The 16,520-nt window shown below is 59.0% G+C and carries 12 protein-coding genes; 8 read left to right on the forward strand and 4 right to left on the reverse strand.

All coding sequences use genetic code 11. From position 1 onward, the window contains the following. Positions 1–11: 11 nt before the first annotated feature. Genes K3177_RS14305 through K3177_RS14320 form a run of 4 tightly spaced genes read right to left on the reverse strand, consistent with a single transcriptional unit; the run spans position 12 to position 3,548 of the window. The gene (locus K3177_RS14305; protein ID WP_221598774.1) at positions 12–755 is read right to left on the reverse strand and encodes an SDR family NAD(P)-dependent oxidoreductase; all 744 of its coding nucleotides are present in this window, start codon (positions 753–755) and stop codon (positions 12–14) included. Positions 756–765: 10 nt separating this feature from the next. After that, positions 766–1,908 (reverse strand): acyl-CoA dehydrogenase family protein, encoded by a 1,143-nt coding sequence (locus K3177_RS14310; protein WP_221598775.1) that lies wholly within the window; start codon positions 1,906–1,908, stop codon positions 766–768. Positions 1,909–1,922: 14 nt separating this feature from the next. Next, on the reverse strand, positions 1,923–2,900 hold the full coding sequence (locus tag K3177_RS14315; RefSeq protein ID WP_103024153.1) for an NAD(P)H-dependent flavin oxidoreductase: 978 nt from the start codon (positions 2,898–2,900) through the stop codon (positions 1,923–1,925). Between the two features lie 57 nt (positions 2,901–2,957). After that, positions 2,958–3,548 (reverse strand): flavin reductase family protein, encoded by a 591-nt coding sequence (locus tag K3177_RS14320; RefSeq protein WP_103024152.1) that lies wholly within the window; start codon positions 3,546–3,548, stop codon positions 2,958–2,960. 220 nt (positions 3,549–3,768) lie between these two features. On the opposite strand from K3177_RS14320, the gene K3177_RS14325 reads away from it, so the two are divergent. From K3177_RS14325 to K3177_RS14360, 8 genes are all read left to right on the forward strand, one after another. Continuing rightward, positions 3,769–6,789 (forward strand): TonB-dependent receptor, encoded by a 3,021-nt coding sequence (locus K3177_RS14325; protein ID WP_221598777.1) that lies wholly within the window; start codon positions 3,769–3,771, stop codon positions 6,787–6,789. A 110-nt stretch (positions 6,790–6,899) separates the two neighbouring features. Further along, a complete protein-coding gene (locus K3177_RS14330; protein ID WP_221598778.1) occupies positions 6,900–8,453 on the forward strand; it encodes a tryptophan halogenase family protein in 1,554 nt (517 codons plus the stop codon). Then, a complete protein-coding gene (locus K3177_RS14335) occupies positions 8,450–9,169 on the forward strand; it encodes a SapC family protein (protein ID WP_221598779.1) in 720 nt (239 codons plus the stop codon). Before K3177_RS14330 ends, K3177_RS14335 begins: the two co-directional genes overlap by 4 nt. Beyond that, on the forward strand, positions 9,162–10,193 hold the full coding sequence (locus K3177_RS14340) for a cupin-like domain-containing protein (RefSeq protein WP_345725414.1): 1,032 nt from the start codon (positions 9,162–9,164) through the stop codon (positions 10,191–10,193). Before K3177_RS14335 ends, K3177_RS14340 begins: the two co-directional genes overlap by 8 nt. Next, a complete protein-coding gene (locus tag K3177_RS14345) occupies positions 10,190–11,692 on the forward strand; it encodes a tryptophan halogenase family protein (protein WP_221598780.1) in 1,503 nt (500 codons plus the stop codon). The genes K3177_RS14340 and K3177_RS14345 overlap by 4 nt, the downstream gene beginning before the upstream one ends. A 64-nt stretch (positions 11,693–11,756) precedes the next feature. Then, on the forward strand, positions 11,757–12,818 hold the full coding sequence (locus K3177_RS14350; RefSeq protein ID WP_221598781.1) for a LacI family DNA-binding transcriptional regulator: 1,062 nt from the start codon (positions 11,757–11,759) through the stop codon (positions 12,816–12,818). After that, entirely contained in the window at positions 12,811–13,995 is a 1,185-nt protein-coding gene (locus K3177_RS14355; protein ID WP_345725420.1) for an MFS transporter, read from the forward strand. Before K3177_RS14350 ends, K3177_RS14355 begins: the two co-directional genes overlap by 8 nt. An 82-nt stretch (positions 13,996–14,077) precedes the next feature. Further along, on the forward strand, positions 14,078–16,480 hold the full coding sequence (locus K3177_RS14360; RefSeq protein WP_221598783.1) for a glycoside hydrolase family 3 protein: 2,403 nt from the start codon (positions 14,078–14,080) through the stop codon (positions 16,478–16,480). The last annotated feature ends 40 nt before the right edge of the window (positions 16,481–16,520 follow it).

Consider the following 16,520-nt stretch of genomic DNA (forward strand, 5'->3'; position numbering starts at 1 on the left):
CCTTCTTCCTTTCAGGAAAGCGTCATGCCGCCATCCACGCGGATGGTCTGGCCGACGATGTAATCTGCCAGCGGCGAGGCGAGAAACAGCGCTGCGCCAGCCATGTCCTGCGGCGTGCCCATGCGTCCGGCGGGTATCCGCGCGACGGCACCTGCTACCCGCTCCTCATTGTCGGTGGTGACCTTGGTCAGCTTGGTAGGCACCAGGCCGGGCGCGATACCGTTTACGCGAATGCCCTCGCCCGCCCATGCCTGCGCAAGACTGCCGACAAGGCTGACGGCTCCCGCCTTGCTCGCTGCATAGGCCGGGTTTCCGATCATCGCGTGATAGGCCCCCACCGAACTCACGACGATCAGCGATCCGCCGCGCTCGGCCAGCATGGGCCGCACCATGCGCGCGCAGTCCATCAAAGAATTGAGATTGACTGCCATCACCACGTCCCAGCCCTCGCGCTCGAACTCTTCGCGGCCGTACCGAACGGTACCCTGACACAAGACCACGACATCGATTGTTCGGGGCAGTGTTCGGCTCAAATCATACGTATGATTGACATGCTTTGTGGCGTCGAAGCGATGGAATTGGAGCCCGCGAAGATCGCTGCCCTCCTCGGCCGAATACTCCTGTGCCGCGCGTGTGCCGGTGACATGGACATGCCCGCCGCGGCTTAGAAAGCCATGCGCAATGCCATTTCCGATACCACTCGACCCGCCTATGACGAGAATGGTTTTGCCCGTGAAATCAAGCGGTTCGGCCACTCTTCGCTCCTCAGATCGACCGGCTGATCACTTCCTTCATGATCTCGTTCGTGCCGCCGAAAATGCGCGTAACGCGCGCATCGCGCCACAGGCGGGCGATGGCGTATTCGTTCATGTACCCCGCCCCGCCATGCAGTTGCAGCGCCTTGTCGCAAGCCTCCCACTGCAAGTCCGTATGCCACAATTTCGCCGCGCTCGCCTCGTCCGTCGTCAGCTCGCCGGCGAGGTGTTTCCTGATCGCCCAGTCGAGATGCGCCCAGCCGACTTGCAGCTTGGCCTTGAGGTCTGCGAGGACGAATTTGGTGTTCTGGAATTCGAACACGGTCTTGCCGAAAGCCTTGCGATCCTTGGTGAATTTCACCGCCTCGTCGAAAGCGCGCTGTGCCGCCGCCTGTGCGCCGACGGCGATCCCGAGGCGTTCCTGCGGAAGCTCTTCCATCAGGTGCACGAAGCCTCTTCCTTCACCGCCCAGAATATTGGTCATCGGCACGCGGCAGTCGTTGAAGAACAGCTCGGACGTATCTGCAGAATGCTGCCCGATCTTGTCGAGATTGCGCCCACGCTCGAACCCCGGAGTGTCGGCGTCCACCAACACCAGCGTGGTCCCCCTCGCGCCCTGCGAGGGATCGGTCTTGGCGACGACGATGATCACATCGGCATTCTGCCCATTGGTGATGTAAGTCTTGGACCCGTTGACGACCAGATGGTTGCCATCCTTGATCGCAGTCGTTCGAATGCCCTGCAGATCGCTCCCGGCCCCCGGTTCCGTCATGGCAATAGCGGAAATGACGTCGCCCGACACCATGCCAGACAGATACTTGGCGCGCTGTTCATCCGTGCCGAGGCGTTCGATATAATTGGCGGTGATGTCGTTCTGAAGGGTGAAGCCTGCCGAACTGCCGAGATAGGACAGCTCCTCGCACAACACACAATTGAAGCCGAAATCGAGACCCAGGCCGCCATTCTCTTCCTTGACGGTCGGGCACAGCATCCCCGCCTCGCCCAAGGCCTTCCATGCTGAGCGGGGAACAATCCCTTCTTCCTCATGCTGGTCGAGATAGGGGGTCATGTGTTCTGCAAAGACCTTGCGCACAGTATCGCGAAAGGCCTCGTGATCTTCGTTATACGCAGTGCGCTGGCTTGTATCGAGCATCGTCGTTTTCCCCTTCAGGCGGCTAGCAAGCCGGTGAGGCGCTGGCGGATCAGGCTCTCCGCTTCCGCCATGATGCCGTCGATCAGTTCCTTGCAGGTGGGAATATCGTCGATCAGTCCCGCCACCATGCCGCATGACCACGCGCCAGCGTCCATGTCTCCTTCGGTCATGATGCGCGGGTAGACCCCCGCCACTTCTTCGATGATGTCTTCGAATTTCAGATCCGCGCCTAGCTTCCGTTCTTTCTCCAGCAGCCGTTCGACAGCATCGTTGGTCATCACCCGCTCGGTATTGCGCAACGGCCGCATGACGAGGCGCGTGTCGAGCTCGCTCGCAGCAACAATCGCCTTTTTTACATTCTCGTGCACCGGCGCTTCTTTCGTCGCGATGAAGCGCGTGCCCATGTTCATTCCGTCGGCACCCATGGCCAGGCTGGCGACGAGACTGCGTGCATCGGCCATACCGCCACTGGCCACGAAGGGAATTTCCAGTTCGTCTGCCGCGCGCGGAAGCAGGATCATGTTCGGAATGTCGTCCTCGCCAGGGTGACCACCGCATTCGAACCCGTCGACCGAAACAGCATCGCATCCGATAGACTGTGCCTTGAGGCTATGCCGCACGCTGGTGCATTTGTGGATCACCTTGACGCCTGCATCCTTGAAGAAGGGAAGCACCTGCTGCGGATTGTTGCCCGCGGTCTCGACGATTTTTACGCCGCCCTCGATGATGACCCGAACGAGCCCAGGGTAATCCGGGGCATTCACGGTTGGGAGAAATGTCAGATTCACACCGAAGGGCTTGTCCGTCATGTCTTTGCAGCGGGCTATCTCGTTGGCGAGCTTTTCGGGCGTGCCCTGTGTCAAACCCGTGATTATGCCGAGCCCACCGGCGTTCGAGACAGCCGCTGCCATCTCTGCCAGACCAACATAGTGCATCCCGCCCTGGATGATCGGGTGTTCGATTCCGAACATTTCAGTAATACGGGTTTTCATAGCCTGCATCTTCCCTAGTTGCTTTTCGCAACGGGTATCGGTGTGCAGCCTATGAGTCTAGCGCTTCGCCAAGGCTTCGAGAGCCTGGAGCAATTCCTTGCCGCTCGCCGTAAGGGAAAGCTCACCACCCAGCCTTTCGGCCAAGCCTTCCCTCTCCAGATCGTCACCGGTCGGAGAACGCATCACTCTTCCGTACTGGCCGCCATGATAGATCAGCGGTTCGGCCTCACGCCGGTCGAAATCCACCACTTCGCCAAGAAAAATCGCATGATCGCCGCCTTCATATTCGAACCGCGCGCGGCAACCGAAACGTGCGGCATAGCCATTCAAGAGCGGCGCGCCTTCCGGCCCATCGGCACTATCCATGCCGGCGAACTTGTCTTCGCCCGGGCGCGCAAACCGGTCTGACATGGATTGCTGGTCTGCGGCAAGAACGTGAACCGCCCAGCTTTCGGCATCGCGAAATACCGGCAGTGAGCCCGACTTGAGCGACAGGCTCCACAGCACCATCGGGGGATCGAGGCTCACCGAATTAAAACTGTTCGCCGTCAGGCCGAAAGGCCGCCCTTCCGCGTCTCTCGCAGTCACGATCGTTACGCCGGTAACGAAGCTACCTAATGCGTCGCGGAAAGCCTTGGGTTCGAACATCGTCGCCCAGCTAACCTTGCACTGCCTCTTCGGCAACAGCTGAAGCCGATATCCGCGTAAATTCCATCCCATGAAAGCTGCAACATCTTTGCAACATTTCCGCCTTTTTCCAGCGCCGCCTTCCTAGAAGAATTGACCAAGTGAACGTTATCAAATAGGTGAACGTTCACATAAGAGTGTTTCGTGCGTGGCATGCGCACGAATTGGGAGGAGAATCAGCATGAATTTGAAGCGCAAGCCTTCGCTCGTCCAATTTCTGGCCGGCGCCTCGGTTGCCGCAATGGGCGCCAGCGCTCCGCTCGCCATGGCGCAGGATGCGACCGCTGGCGACGAAACTTCGGATGAAATTTCGCAAGACGAGGGCGATGTCATCATCGTTTCGGGCATTCGTGCCAGTTTGCAAGATGCGATGAATATCAAGCGCAATGCTGTCGGCGTGGTCGACGCGATCAGCGCTGAAGACATCGGTAAATTCCCCGATACGAACCTGGCTGAATCGCTCCAGCGCATCACCGGTGTTTCGATCGACCGTCAAAACGGCGAAGGTTCGCGAGTGACCGTCCGTGGTTTCGGACCGGATTTCAACCTCGTGCTTCTCAATGGTCGCCAGATGCCCGCCTCCACGCTGGGCGATTGCTGCTCTGCGCCGGCATCGCGTTCCTTCGATTTCGCGAACCTCGCATCTGAAGGCGTCGCGGGAGTGGAAGTCTACAAATCGGGGCGCGCGTCCCTGCCAACCGGCGGGATTGGCTCGGTCATCAATATCAAGACGCCGCGTCCTCTGGACCGTCCTGGCTTCCAGGGAAGCATCGGCGTCAAGGGTGTGCTGGACTACACGTTCGAGGACACGAAAATCACTCCGGAAGTTTCCGGCATCATCAGCAAGACCTTTGCAGACGATACAATCGGCGTTCTGGTGACCGGCTCATATCAGCGCCGCAAGGCGAGCCTGTCGCAATTCTCGGTCGGTGAATGGCGCGAAGGCTATCTCGCCACCGAAGGAAACTGGGGCTCGCTCGCGATGCCGGGCGACCCACGTTTCGATAACATCGAAAACCGTCCCGAAGGCGACGATATCTATCAGGTCCCGCAGAACGCGGCTTACGACTTTACCGACATCGATCGTGAACGCATCAACGGCCAGGCCGTGCTGCAATTCCAGCCATCCGACCAGTTCACGGCAACCCTCGACTATACATTCTCTCAGAACACCATCGATGCGCGTACGAGCAGTATCGGTGTATGGTTCAACCATGGCGAGACCAGCAGTAGCTGGACCGACGGCCCGGTCGCCGGTCCAAACTTCTATTCGGAAGTCTTTCCGGCTCCGGATCCGGGAAGAAACGATGCAGGAAAAGACCTTGCGATAACCGGGGCTGTGGCGGCCAACCGCAACATCAATCATTCAATCGGCACCAATCTCGAATGGAATCATCCGAGCGGCATGCGGTGGGTATTGGATGCGCACTATTCGACGGCTGAATCGAAGCCGACCTCCCCTTACGGCAGCAATGTCGCCGTGGGCACATCGATCTTTGGCGTGCAGAGCCAGACTGTCGATTTCACCACCGACCTGCCGGTGATCTCTGTTAACATGTATCCGGGATCGGAGATCGATGCCTCGAACATTCGTCCTTCCGGCAACGCATTCCGCAATGCCTATATGAAGGACCGGATCATCGAGGCGTCCCTGCGTGGTGGATATGACTTCGACGACAGCTTCATCGAAAGCCTCGACTTTGGAGTCACCTTCACCGACAACAAGGTTCGCACGGCTTACGGCTTCCTCCAGAATGAAACCTGGGGCGGAACGCTGAGCGCAGACGAAACGCCGGACGATTTCTTCACTCCGCGCAGCACGTCAGAAGACCTTCAAGGGATGAACGGCGCGGACAGTCCGAACATCATCCCTACCTATTACAACATCGCCACCGAACAACTGATCGATCTGCTCGAATCCAGCATCGGTATCTGTTCCGATCCGTTCGTAGGCGTTCCACTTGGGGAGGGATGTCTCGCCGAGTATTCGGTCGATCGTCGCCTGCGTGAAAAGACGCTCGCTCCGTTCGTCCAGTCGCTTCACACTTTCGATCTCATGGCGGACGAAGCGCATCTCCGTCTGGGATTGCGGTATGAAACAACCGACGTGAAGTCGTCCGCGCTCGTTCCCATTCCTACCGGTACCGAGCAATCGTCGGAAAATGAGATTGCTATTAGAACTGATGACGACGTCGTGGGCTTTACGACATTCGCCGGGAGTTACAACAATTGGCTCCCTGCTGTTGATTTCGATATTTCGCCGATCAACGACGTCGTGCTCAGAGCATCATACAGCCATACGATTACGCGCCCGGACTATGCGAGTCTAAATGGTGGTCTGACGATTAACTCGCCGGCGCGACCCGACGGTTTTGGCTCTGGCCAATCCGGCAACCCGAACCTGCTCCCGTATAAATCGAAGAATATCGATATATCGGCCGAGTGGTTCTATGCTCCTGCCAGCTACGTTTCGGCCGGCTACTTCAGAAAGAACGTAAGCAATTTCATCGCGAACGCGACCACCCAGACCCCCGCATTTGACCTTACGAACCCTAGCCAGGGCGCCGCGGCACAAGCTGCCCGTGCAGCACTGGGTGAAGATGCCACTTTCGCTGAAATTCTGGCCTACGCCGCTGCGAACAATCCGGAAGTGGTCACCTTCGATGCAGATGGCAATCCAGTAGGCTTGGTGGGTCAACCGGGCGATCCTGAACTCGTGTTCACCTTGACCCAGCCGTTCAACAGTGATCAGTCCGCTACGCTCGACGGGTTCGAATTCGCGCTGCAGCACAGCTTCTGGGAAACGGGCTTCGGCGTTATCCTGAACTACACAATCGTGAACAGCGATACGGACTACGACAATACATTGCAGTATACCACCTCGCAGTTCGCCGTGACCGGCGTGTCGGATAGCGCCAACGCTGTCCTGTATTATGACAAGGGCGGCCTCCAGGCCCGCGTAGCTTACAACTGGCGCGACGAATTCCTGTCCGGATACGGCCTCGATCCGTTCTATATCGAAGCCTACGGTCAAGTCGACGCCAGCGCGAGCTACGAGTTCAGCAATGGCGTGACGATTTTCGGCGAGGCAATCAACTTGCTCAATGAAGATCGCCGCGGTCATCGCCGCGCCGATCAGGCGGTTTACTTTGCCGCTCCGGGCCACGCCCGCTATACCGCTGGCCTGCGCTTTACGTGGTAATCGAAAGCGGAGGCGACGTCCTTCGTATTCGAACGTTAGGAGAGCCGCACTGCCAGCAAGCAGTGCGGCTCTTTTGGCACCGCAGATAAGCAAGGTTATGGACCAGATGGATGTCAGGCGAATTTACTAAACTGGTGATTGTAGGCGGGGGAACGGCCGGATGGCTGTCCGCTTGCATCCTGGCTGCCAGGCGGCCGGAACTCGCAATTACCTTGATCGAAGCACCGGACATCCCGACGGTCGGTGTGGGCGAGGGAAGCTGGCCAACGCTACGCGAGACATTGGCCGTTATCGGGATCGATGAGACCGAGTTTCTCACGGAATGTGACGCTTCGTTCAAGCAAGGCTCCCGCTTCGACGGATGGGTCGATGGCTCCGAACGCGACTGCTATTACCATCCCTTCTCCGCCCCGCTTTCGGGTGCCATGCCGGACATTCTGGCAGCCTGGAAGATGCAGAATGACGGGCAACCCTATGCCGAGGCGGTGAGCCCGCAAGCCGCAATCTGCAACCGCGACCTCGCCCCGCGGCAGCGAACTATGCCTCCCTTCGCCGGAGCGCTCAATTACGGCTACCACCTCGACGCTGGCAAGTTCGGCGCGTTGCTTGCCAGTCACGGCGTAAAGAGGCTTGGTGTTCGTCATGTGCATGGGAAGGTGACGGGTACCGAGCGGTCAGTAGATGGGCTATTTACTCGGTTGCTGCTTGATAATGGCTTAGCAATCGAGGGCGACTTCTTCATCGATTGCACCGGAATGGCCAGCAAGTTGATCAGCGAAGAACTCGAGATTGGATGGGTCGACCGGTCCGACGTTTCGTTCAACGATCGCGCTCTTGCAGTTCAGGTCCCAGTCGTGCCTGATAGCGCGATCGCATCACAAACAATCGGCACGGCGCATCGGGCCGGTTGGTTATGGGATATCGGCTTGCCGACCCGCCGCGGTGTGGGCTGTGTCTACTCGTCTCGTTTTCTCTCAGATGACGAGGCCCAAGCCATTTTGATGAACTATGTCGGTGCCAAGATAGCCGGCGCCGAGCAGGCGGCTCTTACTCCGCGCGGGCTCAAGTTCTCCACCGGCTATCGCGAGAAGTTCTGGGCAGGCAACTGCTTGGCAATTGGTCTTTCGGCAGGGTTTATCGAACCGCTCGAAGCCTCGGCCATCGTACTGATCGAATTGTCGCTGAAAGCCTTGGCCGACGGCTATCCGCAAAGCCGCGCAGCGCTCCCCCGGCTCGCAGATCGCTTCAACAGCCTGTTCCGTTATCGCTGGGAGCGGATCGTGGACTTTCTCAAACTCCACTATGTTCTCAGTACCCGGACGGAACCATATTGGCAGGCTCACCGCGATCCCGCTACCATACCCTCCTCCCTTGCTGCCCACCTCGATCTGTGGCGTGATCATGCGCCATCCAGCGGCGACTTCCCACAGATCGACGAGATTTTCTCAGCGGCGAGCCACCAATATGTGCTTTACGGTATGCGTTTCCCGCAGCCAGCGGACATCAGCAGTGCGCCGAGCAGCGAGGTACAACGACAGTTCGCGAAGGTCGCCGAACGTAGTCGTGCGCTAAGCGCGGCGCTGCCTTCCAACCGGGCCTATTTCAATGCACTGTGCTCATCGATGGACAAGAATTCGGCACGAGGGGTACCGACCAGACAATGACTAACCACGAAGTTCTGAACACTGCCGATCATGCGGAACTGCGCGTGCGTACCGAAGCAGGCAGTACGCTCGGCGATGCTGTCATGGCCGCTCTGGTTGTTCCTCAGGAGTTTCGGCAAGTTCAGGCGCATTATCCGATTGTGTTCCGCCGCGATGCGGAAAGCGACGAGTTCAGTGCGTTAGCCCTCTTCGGCTTTGAAAATGGCGAGAACCTGTTCCTTGGCGAGGATGCCTGGGACGCCCGGTACATCCCGTTATCAATCTCCGTCCGCCCTTTTCTCATAGGTCGCAGTCGGGATGAGGGCGGTGACGCGCAGGTTCACATCGATATGGACCATCCCCGCATAGCAATCGGCGAGGAAGGAACGCGGGTTTTCGACGAGCACGGACAGGCGACGCCTTTACTGGATGATATGTCGGAAAAGCTGGGTTTGCTCCACGCTGGCTATGAAACGTCCAAACATTTCTTCGAAGCGCTGGCGCGATATGACTTGCTCGAACCGTTCGTCTTTGAGGTGCCTCTTTCAAACGGATCGAAACAGTCGCTTGTCGGCTTCCACATGATAAATGAAGATAAGCTGCGTTCGATGGACGCCGATGCGCTTGGAGCACTTCAAGCCGACGGATATCTGATGCCGATATTCATGGCTGTCGCATCTCTCTCCAACCTGACCGAACTGGTCGTCCGGAAGAATGCAAAGGAGGATCGTGGCTGAAGCCGCTCCCTCTATTTTCGCGCAGATGGAGCACGTCGAGAGCCGCGAGGTGCCAGACGCTGCCGCGCTTTCGGCCCTGCTTGACGACGACCCGCAACCATTTGTCGTGCGAGGGCTGGTAAAGGATTGGCCCCTCGTAACGTGCGGGCTGAACTCTGCGCACGAGGCGCGGGAATACCTGCTCGAACGGGCCCGTCCCGTTCCGTTCACGGTCACGATCGGACAACCTGGGCGTGACGGTCGCCTGTTCTACGACGACGATTTCGAGATGAACTTCCGCACCGCACGTGGGAAATTACCTGATATTTTCCGCGGCTTTGACGACAACGAAGGTCGCTCGGACGCTCCTGCGATCTATCTCACGTCGGTCGACATGAAGCTATTTTTCGACGGTCTCGTTGAAGACAACCTGTCGCCAGTCGATGACCGCGACCCGCTCCACAGCATTTGGATAGGCACCGCCACGAGAATTGCCGCCCACAACGACTTCCCGCGCAACCTTGCGTGTTGCGCAGTTGGTCGGCGACGGTTTACCATCTTTCCGCCGGAGCAGTTTGAGAACCTCTACGTCGGTCCACTCGAAAACACACCCGCAGGGCGGGCAGTCAGCATGGTGGATTTTCACGCGCCCGATTTCGATGCTCATCCTCGGTTCGCAGAAGCTTTAAGATATGCTCAGGTCGTCGAACTTGAACCTGGCGATGCAGTCTACATCCCCTCGATGTGGTGGCATCATGTAGAGGGCCTCGACCCATTCAATGTTCTGGTGAATTATTGGTGGCGCGATACGCCCGCGTTCCTGGGTCAGCCACAAGAGGCCCTTAACCACGCAATTCTCGCCATCCGGGACCTGCCACGCGAAGAACGGAATTTCTGGCGGAAGTTGTTCGATCATTATGTGTTCGAGAATCCCGCCGAAGTAACAAATCACATACCCGAACAAGCCCGAGGCATCTTGTCGCCGCTGACATCCAGAACAGCTGGTCAGATCCGGGCGTTTCTTTTGAGGACCCTCAATCGATGAGCAGCGACTATAAGCCCCGGCGCATTGTAGTGGCTGGCGGCGGCACCGCAGGCTGGATGACTGCGGCCGCGCTGGCAAAAACGATGGGAGAAGCGATCGATCTGACACTCGTCGAAAGCGATGCGATCGGAACAGTCGGAGTGGGCGAAGCAACCATCCCACCACTTATCAACTTCAACCGTCTGCTTGGCATCAACGAAGCCGAGTTCATGCGCGAGACGCAGGCGACGTTCAAACTCGGCATCGAGTTCGAGAACTGGAAGCGCGACGGCGAGAAATACTTCCATTCTTTCGGTTCAACAGGACGCGATCACTGGTCGGCTGGATTCCAGCATTTCTGGGGCGAAGGGCTGCTGCGCGGGCACGACTACAGTTATGATGACTATTGCCTCGAACTGCGCGCGGCATATGCCGGAAAGTTCGCGCATTTGCCCGACAACCGATTGAACTATGCCTACCACCTCAATGCGACCGCTTACGCCGCCTTCCTTCGCCGGATCGCAGAAGGTGCCGGCGCGAGCAGAGTTGAAGGAAAGATTGCGCACGTCGAACTCGACGGTGAAAGCGGCAATATCGCTGCGATCGGCTTGGAGAACGGACAGCGGTTGGAAGGCGATATTTTTATCGACTGTACTGGTTTCCGAAGCTTGCTAATCGAAGGTGCGCTGCACGTGGGCTACGATGACTGGTCTCATCACCTGCCGTGCGACAGCGCGATTGCCGTGCAGACGGAATTATCTGCGTCTCCCGTGCCCTACACACGCGCTATCGCGCACGATGCGGGATGGCAGTGGCGCATTCCATTGCAGCACCGCGGCGGCAATGGGATCGTCTATTGCAGCCGATACTTGTCCAAAGATGCCGCACACGATCGGTTGATGTCGACCCTCGAAGGCAAGGCGATCAGCGAACCTCGTGCAATCCCGTTCACCACCGGAGCCAGGCGCAAGCAGTGGCATCGCAATTGCATCGCCATCGGGCTTTCTTCAGGTTTTCTCGAACCGCTGGAATCGACGAGCATCCACTTGATCCAGCGTGCAGTGATCCGCCTCCTGCGCATGATGCCTGAAGGCGAGGTGAGTGAACGCGACATCGCCGAATTCAATGATCAGCAACTTACCGATATGATACAGGTCCGCGACTTCCTGATCCTGCATTACAAAGCCACCGACAGGCGCGACAGCGCGTTCTGGCGTCAATGCGCAACGATGGATATTCCCGATAGCCTTACCCAGAAGATGGAACTGTTCCGCGAAACCGGGCGCGTGTTCCGCAAGAACGACGAGCTCTTCGTTGAGAACAGCTGGGTCCAGGTTATGCTCGGCCAAGGCATCCTGCCACAGGCTTTTCATCCAGTGGCGAAGAAAATGAGCGACGAGGAACTTTCGAAGTTTCTCGAGGTGCTCCGCACCAATGTTGCGCGTACGGTGCAAGGTCTTCCTGCCCATCACGCCTATGTCGCGCAATTTTGCGGGGCAAAAGAGGTCGCTGCTGCCTGAAAGCAGCCTTCCAACTCACGCGGCGTCGTATTAGCCAGAAAGTACTCGAGGGGTTACCGATAACATGGGCCGGCGGCGTCAATCAGTCACCATCAAACACGTTGCAGCGGATGCAGGAGTATCCCTGCAGACGGTCAGTCGCGTCATAAATAACGAGCCAAATGTACGGCCCGCCATGAAGGCAAAGGTTCAGGCCAGTATCGAAAAGCTCGGCTATGTTCCCTCGATCGCCGCCCAGCGAATGAGCGGGTCGCGTTCCTATCTGATCCTGGCCATCAACGACCGCGACCGCACCATTGCGGACTGGAAAGCTCGTGACGGGCGGGACTGGGTGGACCAGATGCTGTTGGGCGGCATGCTGACCGCTGCAGAGCTCGGCTATCGGATGATTTTCGAACTGGTCGATACGCATAGCGACCATGTCGAACGCGAACTTGGCGCGGCCATCGCCGCCCTGCAGCCGGACGGGGTGATAGTCACCCCGCCGCACTCGGAGAACGCGCAGATCACAGGCTTGCTGGCGGAAAGCGGTATCCCGTTTGCCCGGATCGGCTCCAAGGAGGCTGGCCCCGGCATCGCCATGACCATGGGCGACGAACTGCTGGCCGGCAAGGCGACCGACCACCTGATCGAACTCGGTCATACGCGCATCGGCTTTATTTCCGGACCCGCCGAATACAGCCTGACGAGCTGGCGTGTCGATGGCTGGCGCGAGGCTATGGCCAATGCCGAATTCGATTGCGATGGCCTTCTCGAACCAGGGGATTTCGGTTTCGAGAGCGGACTTGCCGCAGCGCGCGCTCTGCTCGATGGGGATATCAGGCCGACGGCAATTATCGCCAGTAGCGATCAGATGGCTCTGGCCACGCTCGAAGCCGCAAAGGAACGCGGGCTCAACGTACCCAAAGATCTTTCCGTCATAAGCTTCGACAACACGCCGATCGTTCGCTTCAGCAACCCACCGCTGACGGCGCTGGATCAGCCGATTTCGGCCACCGCAGCGCGAGCGGTCGAACTGTTGATCGACGCTAAGAAAAATGGCCATCCCTCCGAACCGGTGGTCCTCGAGGGCGAACTGGTCGTGCGCGGCTCTACTGCGCGCGTGGCTGCAGGTGCTCGTGCCTGAAGATTTCAAACAGGGACAGCCAACTCGCTTCCTTTGGCTTTATGCCTTGGCAGCCGCTGGCGGAGCTGTGGCCTATGTGCCCTTTCTAACCATCATGCTCCCCCTGCGAATGAACGACATTTCCGAAGGCCAGGAGATACAATCGCTTGCCTACGCCGCCTTTTCTGGGGCGATCGCGGCGAGCATCACCAACATCGCCTTCGGCTGGATCAGTGATCGGACCGGGGTGCGCCGCCCGTGGATAGCCGGCGGACTCGTCTTGTCCTCGCTCCTGCTGGTTTCGATGCAATTCGTGCAAACCGTGCCAGCACTCGTGGCAATGATCGTCATCTGGCAATGCGCATTGAACATGATGCTCGCCCCCCTTGCCGCATGGGCCGGAGACTGCGTTCCCGACCATCAGAAAGGGTTGCTCGGGGGTCTGCTCGCCCTGTCACCGGCCCTTGGGGCATTGTCCGGCGCATTGGTGACAGTTCCCGGCCTGGCAGCACAGGATACCCGCCTGGTGCTGGTCGCAATTCTCGTTGCCCTTATGGTCGGCCCAGCTCTTCTCTTTGCCCGTCCCTTGCCCATGCCGCAGCTCATGGAGAAGCTGGAAACAGGAGAGGCAGTCGCCTCGCAGCCGCACACTACGGTCGCCCGCATGTGGCTGGCCCGTCTGCTGGTGCAGATTGCCGAGGCGGCGCTCTTTGCGTTTCTGCTGTTCTGGTTCATCGCCATTGATGAAACGACTACCGACAATGACACGGCCACGATCTTCAGCCTCGTCCTCGGTATATCGGTGCCGCTTGCGATGTTTGTGGGTCGCTGGTCCGATCGTAGTCAGCGGCCGATCTTGCCTCTGGTCCTCGGATCCGGCGTAGGGAGCCTCGGCCTCCTGATCATGGCCTTTTCCGACAGCATGGCCGTAGCGGTCGTTGGCTATGTCGTATTCGGCCTCTCGACCAGCATCTTCCTTGCTCTGCATTCCAGCCAGACGCTGCGAGTACTTCCCAGACCGCGAACCCGCGGAAGGGATCTGGGCCTGTTCAATCTGACCAACACCGTGCCGTCACTGATAATGCCCTGGCTCACTCTTGCTCTTGTACCGGTGTTCGGCTTCGCGGCCCTCTTCATGCTGCTTGCAGCGCTCTGTATGATCGCCTGCGTCCTGTTGATCACTCTTCCCCGCGCCTAGCGGCTTGACCTGGCATTCCGCCCGTGCCAGTTCCTCGATTGATAACGTTCCCAAACAAATCGGGATCGCGAGGGGATAGATTATGAAAGCGTTCTTGTGGGCCTCCGCTGCCTGTGTTGCTCTGGCTGGATGCACCGTGCCGCAATCCGGTGTTGAAAATCTTCCGGTGGCTCAAGCCACGGACACGAGCGAAGATGCCCGCATAGCAGACCTGATTTCGCGCATGAGCGTCGAACGCAAGGTTGCTCAGCTGATACAACCCCAGATCAACAGTTTCACCGCAGAAGACATGCGCCGCTATCGGTTCGGCAGCTATCTGAATGGCGGCAACGGTGGGCCTTATGGCAACGAATACGCCGAAGCGAGTGAATGGCTCAAACTCGCTGACGAGATGTATCTTGCCTCCGTCGAGCCGATGCCAGGCGGCGAACCTGTCATTCCGACCATGTGGGGCACCGATGCCGTTCATGGCCATACCAATATAATCCGCGCCACGATCTTCCCTCACAACATTGCGCTCGGCGCCACCCGCGATGCCGACCTCGTTCGCCGCGTCGGCGAAGCGACCGCAGTGGAAATCGAGGTCACCGGCATCGACTGGAACTTCTCTCCCACAATCGCCGTCGCTCAGGATGACCGGTGGGGTCGCACCTACGAAAGCTACTCCGAAGATCCGGCAATCGTCGCGCCCCTGGGTGCAGCGCTGGTCGAAGGCCTCCAGGGTCGCAAGGGCGACCCGAACCGTCTCCGCGCGGGGCATGTGATTGCCACGGCGAAACACTTTTTCGGCGATGGCGGCACCGATCAGGGTGTGGATCAGGGTGAAGTCACCGGCGATATCGAAGCGTTGAGGGCGATCCACGCCGCGCCCTACCCGGCAGCCATCGCTGCCGGTGTGGAAACGATCATGGCCAGCTTCAATTCGATCAACGGCGAAAAGATGCATGGCAACAAGTCGCTGCTGACCGATGTCCTGCGGGGCGAACTCGGCTTCGATGGGCTCGTCGTCGGCGATTGGAATGGCCACGGCCAGGTCGCGGGTTGCACCAACACCGATTGCCCGCAATCGCTGCTGGCCGGTCTCGACATCTACATGGTTCCCGACGACTGGAAGGGCCTGCTCGAAACCACCGTGGCGCAGGTCAAGGACGGCACGATCCCGATGGCCCGGCTTGACGAGGCGGTTACCCGCATCCTGCGTGTTAAAATGCGGGCAGGTCTGCTTGGGGACATGGTTCAGCCGTCCAAGCGGCCAAATGCCGGCGATTATGCTCTGCTTGGCTCTGCTGATCATCGCGCAATCGCGCGCGAAGCCGTCGCGAAGTCGCAGGTGCTGCTGAAAAACAACGGCATCCTGCCGCTCAAGAAGGGCGCGAACATTCTGGTCGCGGGCAGCGCGGCAGACGATATCGCTCAGGCTTCGGGCGGTTGGACGCTCACTTGGCAGGGCGGCGGCGATCTCGACAATAGCTATTTCCCCGGCGCCACTTCGATCTGGAAGGGCCTGGAAACGGCCGTGAAGGAAGGCGGCGGCAGCGCTACGTTATCGCCGGACGGCCAGTATTCTTCCAAACCCGATGCCGCTGTCGTGGTCTTCGGCGAGGAACCTTACGCCGAATTTGCGGGGGACCGTAAACACCTCGGCTTCACGGATGAGGAAGGCCTAGGTCTGCTGCGTAAGTTCAAGGCGGAAGGCGTGCCTACGGTGGCCGTGTTCCTTTCCGGCCGTCCGATGTGGGTAAACCGCGAAATGAATGCGGCTGACGCTTTCGTCGCATCTTGGCTGCCGGGGAGCGAAGGCGCAGGTGTCGCCGATGTTCTGACAGGCGCGACGCCTGCTACAGGCAAGCTGGGCTTCAGCTGGCCTGCGACCTGTGACTTCGGGCCCCTCAACGGTCCTGATGGTGCGCTATTCCCGGTGGGCTATGGTCGTGCTCTTGCCGACACCTCTCCCATCGCACAGCTTGATGAAGATTGCGCGCCTCTCCTGGCCGGGCCGACGCGTGCATTGTTTGAAGCAGGGCGGCTGGCCGACGGCACATTCGCCTTTGCGGTCAAGCCCAATGTCGAAGGCGAAGGCGAATATCTCGCCCAGATGCGCGGAGACCTGACCGATGCGGGAGTGACGGTGCGCGGATATGACCGTGACGCCCAGGAAGATGCGCGGGAAGTCTATATGCGTGCCGGCTCGCGCTTCGGTCTCAGGCAGGATCGCGACAGCGGCGGGGCCTATCGCATTGCTTACGAGGTCGTCACACGCCCGGCCGCACCGGTCGCCCTGCGCGTGGGTGAAGATGCGGTGGTGAACCTGACTGACCATTTCGCTCTCGCGCTGGGCAAGGGGTGGCGCGAGATGTTGATTACCGATGCCTGCGCGCCGGGCCTCGGCAATCGCATCCGTTTTGAGACCGAAGGTGACATTACGTTCCGTATCTCGAGCATCACGCGTGAAGATGTCGCAGAAGGCACCCCTTGCTCGTTCTGAGGAAACGAAATCGTATTCACTTTGTGTAGAGCCGAAAGAC

The organism is Qipengyuania pacifica, assembly GCF_019711555.1.
Lineage (GTDB): Bacteria > Pseudomonadota > Alphaproteobacteria > Sphingomonadales > Sphingomonadaceae > Qipengyuania > Qipengyuania pacifica.

What these genes read in the sequence shown, in the direction of transcription:
- K3177_RS14345 (WP_221598780.1), top strand. Translation starts at nt 10,190, where the DNA reads ATGAGCAGCGACTATAAGCCCCGGCGCATTGTAGTGGCTGGCGGCGGC.
- K3177_RS14335 (WP_221598779.1), top strand. Translation starts at nt 8,450, where the DNA reads ATGACTAACCACGAAGTTCTGAACACTGCCGATCATGCGGAACTGCGC.
- K3177_RS14310 (WP_221598775.1), bottom strand. Translation starts at nt 1,908, where the DNA reads ATGCTCGATACAAGCCAGCGCACTGCGTATAACGAAGATCACGAGGCC.
- K3177_RS14315 (WP_103024153.1), bottom strand. Translation starts at nt 2,900, where the DNA reads ATGAAAACCCGTATTACTGAAATGTTCGGAATCGAACACCCGATCATC.
- K3177_RS14350 (WP_221598781.1), top strand. Translation starts at nt 11,757, where the DNA reads ATGGGCCGGCGGCGTCAATCAGTCACCATCAAACACGTTGCAGCGGAT.
- K3177_RS14320 (WP_103024152.1), bottom strand. Translation starts at nt 3,548, where the DNA reads ATGTTCGAACCCAAGGCTTTCCGCGACGCATTAGGTAGCTTCGTTACC.
- K3177_RS14330 (WP_221598778.1), top strand. Translation starts at nt 6,900, where the DNA reads ATGTCAGGCGAATTTACTAAACTGGTGATTGTAGGCGGGGGAACGGCC.
- K3177_RS14360 (WP_221598783.1), top strand. Translation starts at nt 14,078, where the DNA reads ATGAAAGCGTTCTTGTGGGCCTCCGCTGCCTGTGTTGCTCTGGCTGGA.
- K3177_RS14325 (WP_221598777.1), top strand. Translation starts at nt 3,769, where the DNA reads ATGAATTTGAAGCGCAAGCCTTCGCTCGTCCAATTTCTGGCCGGCGCC.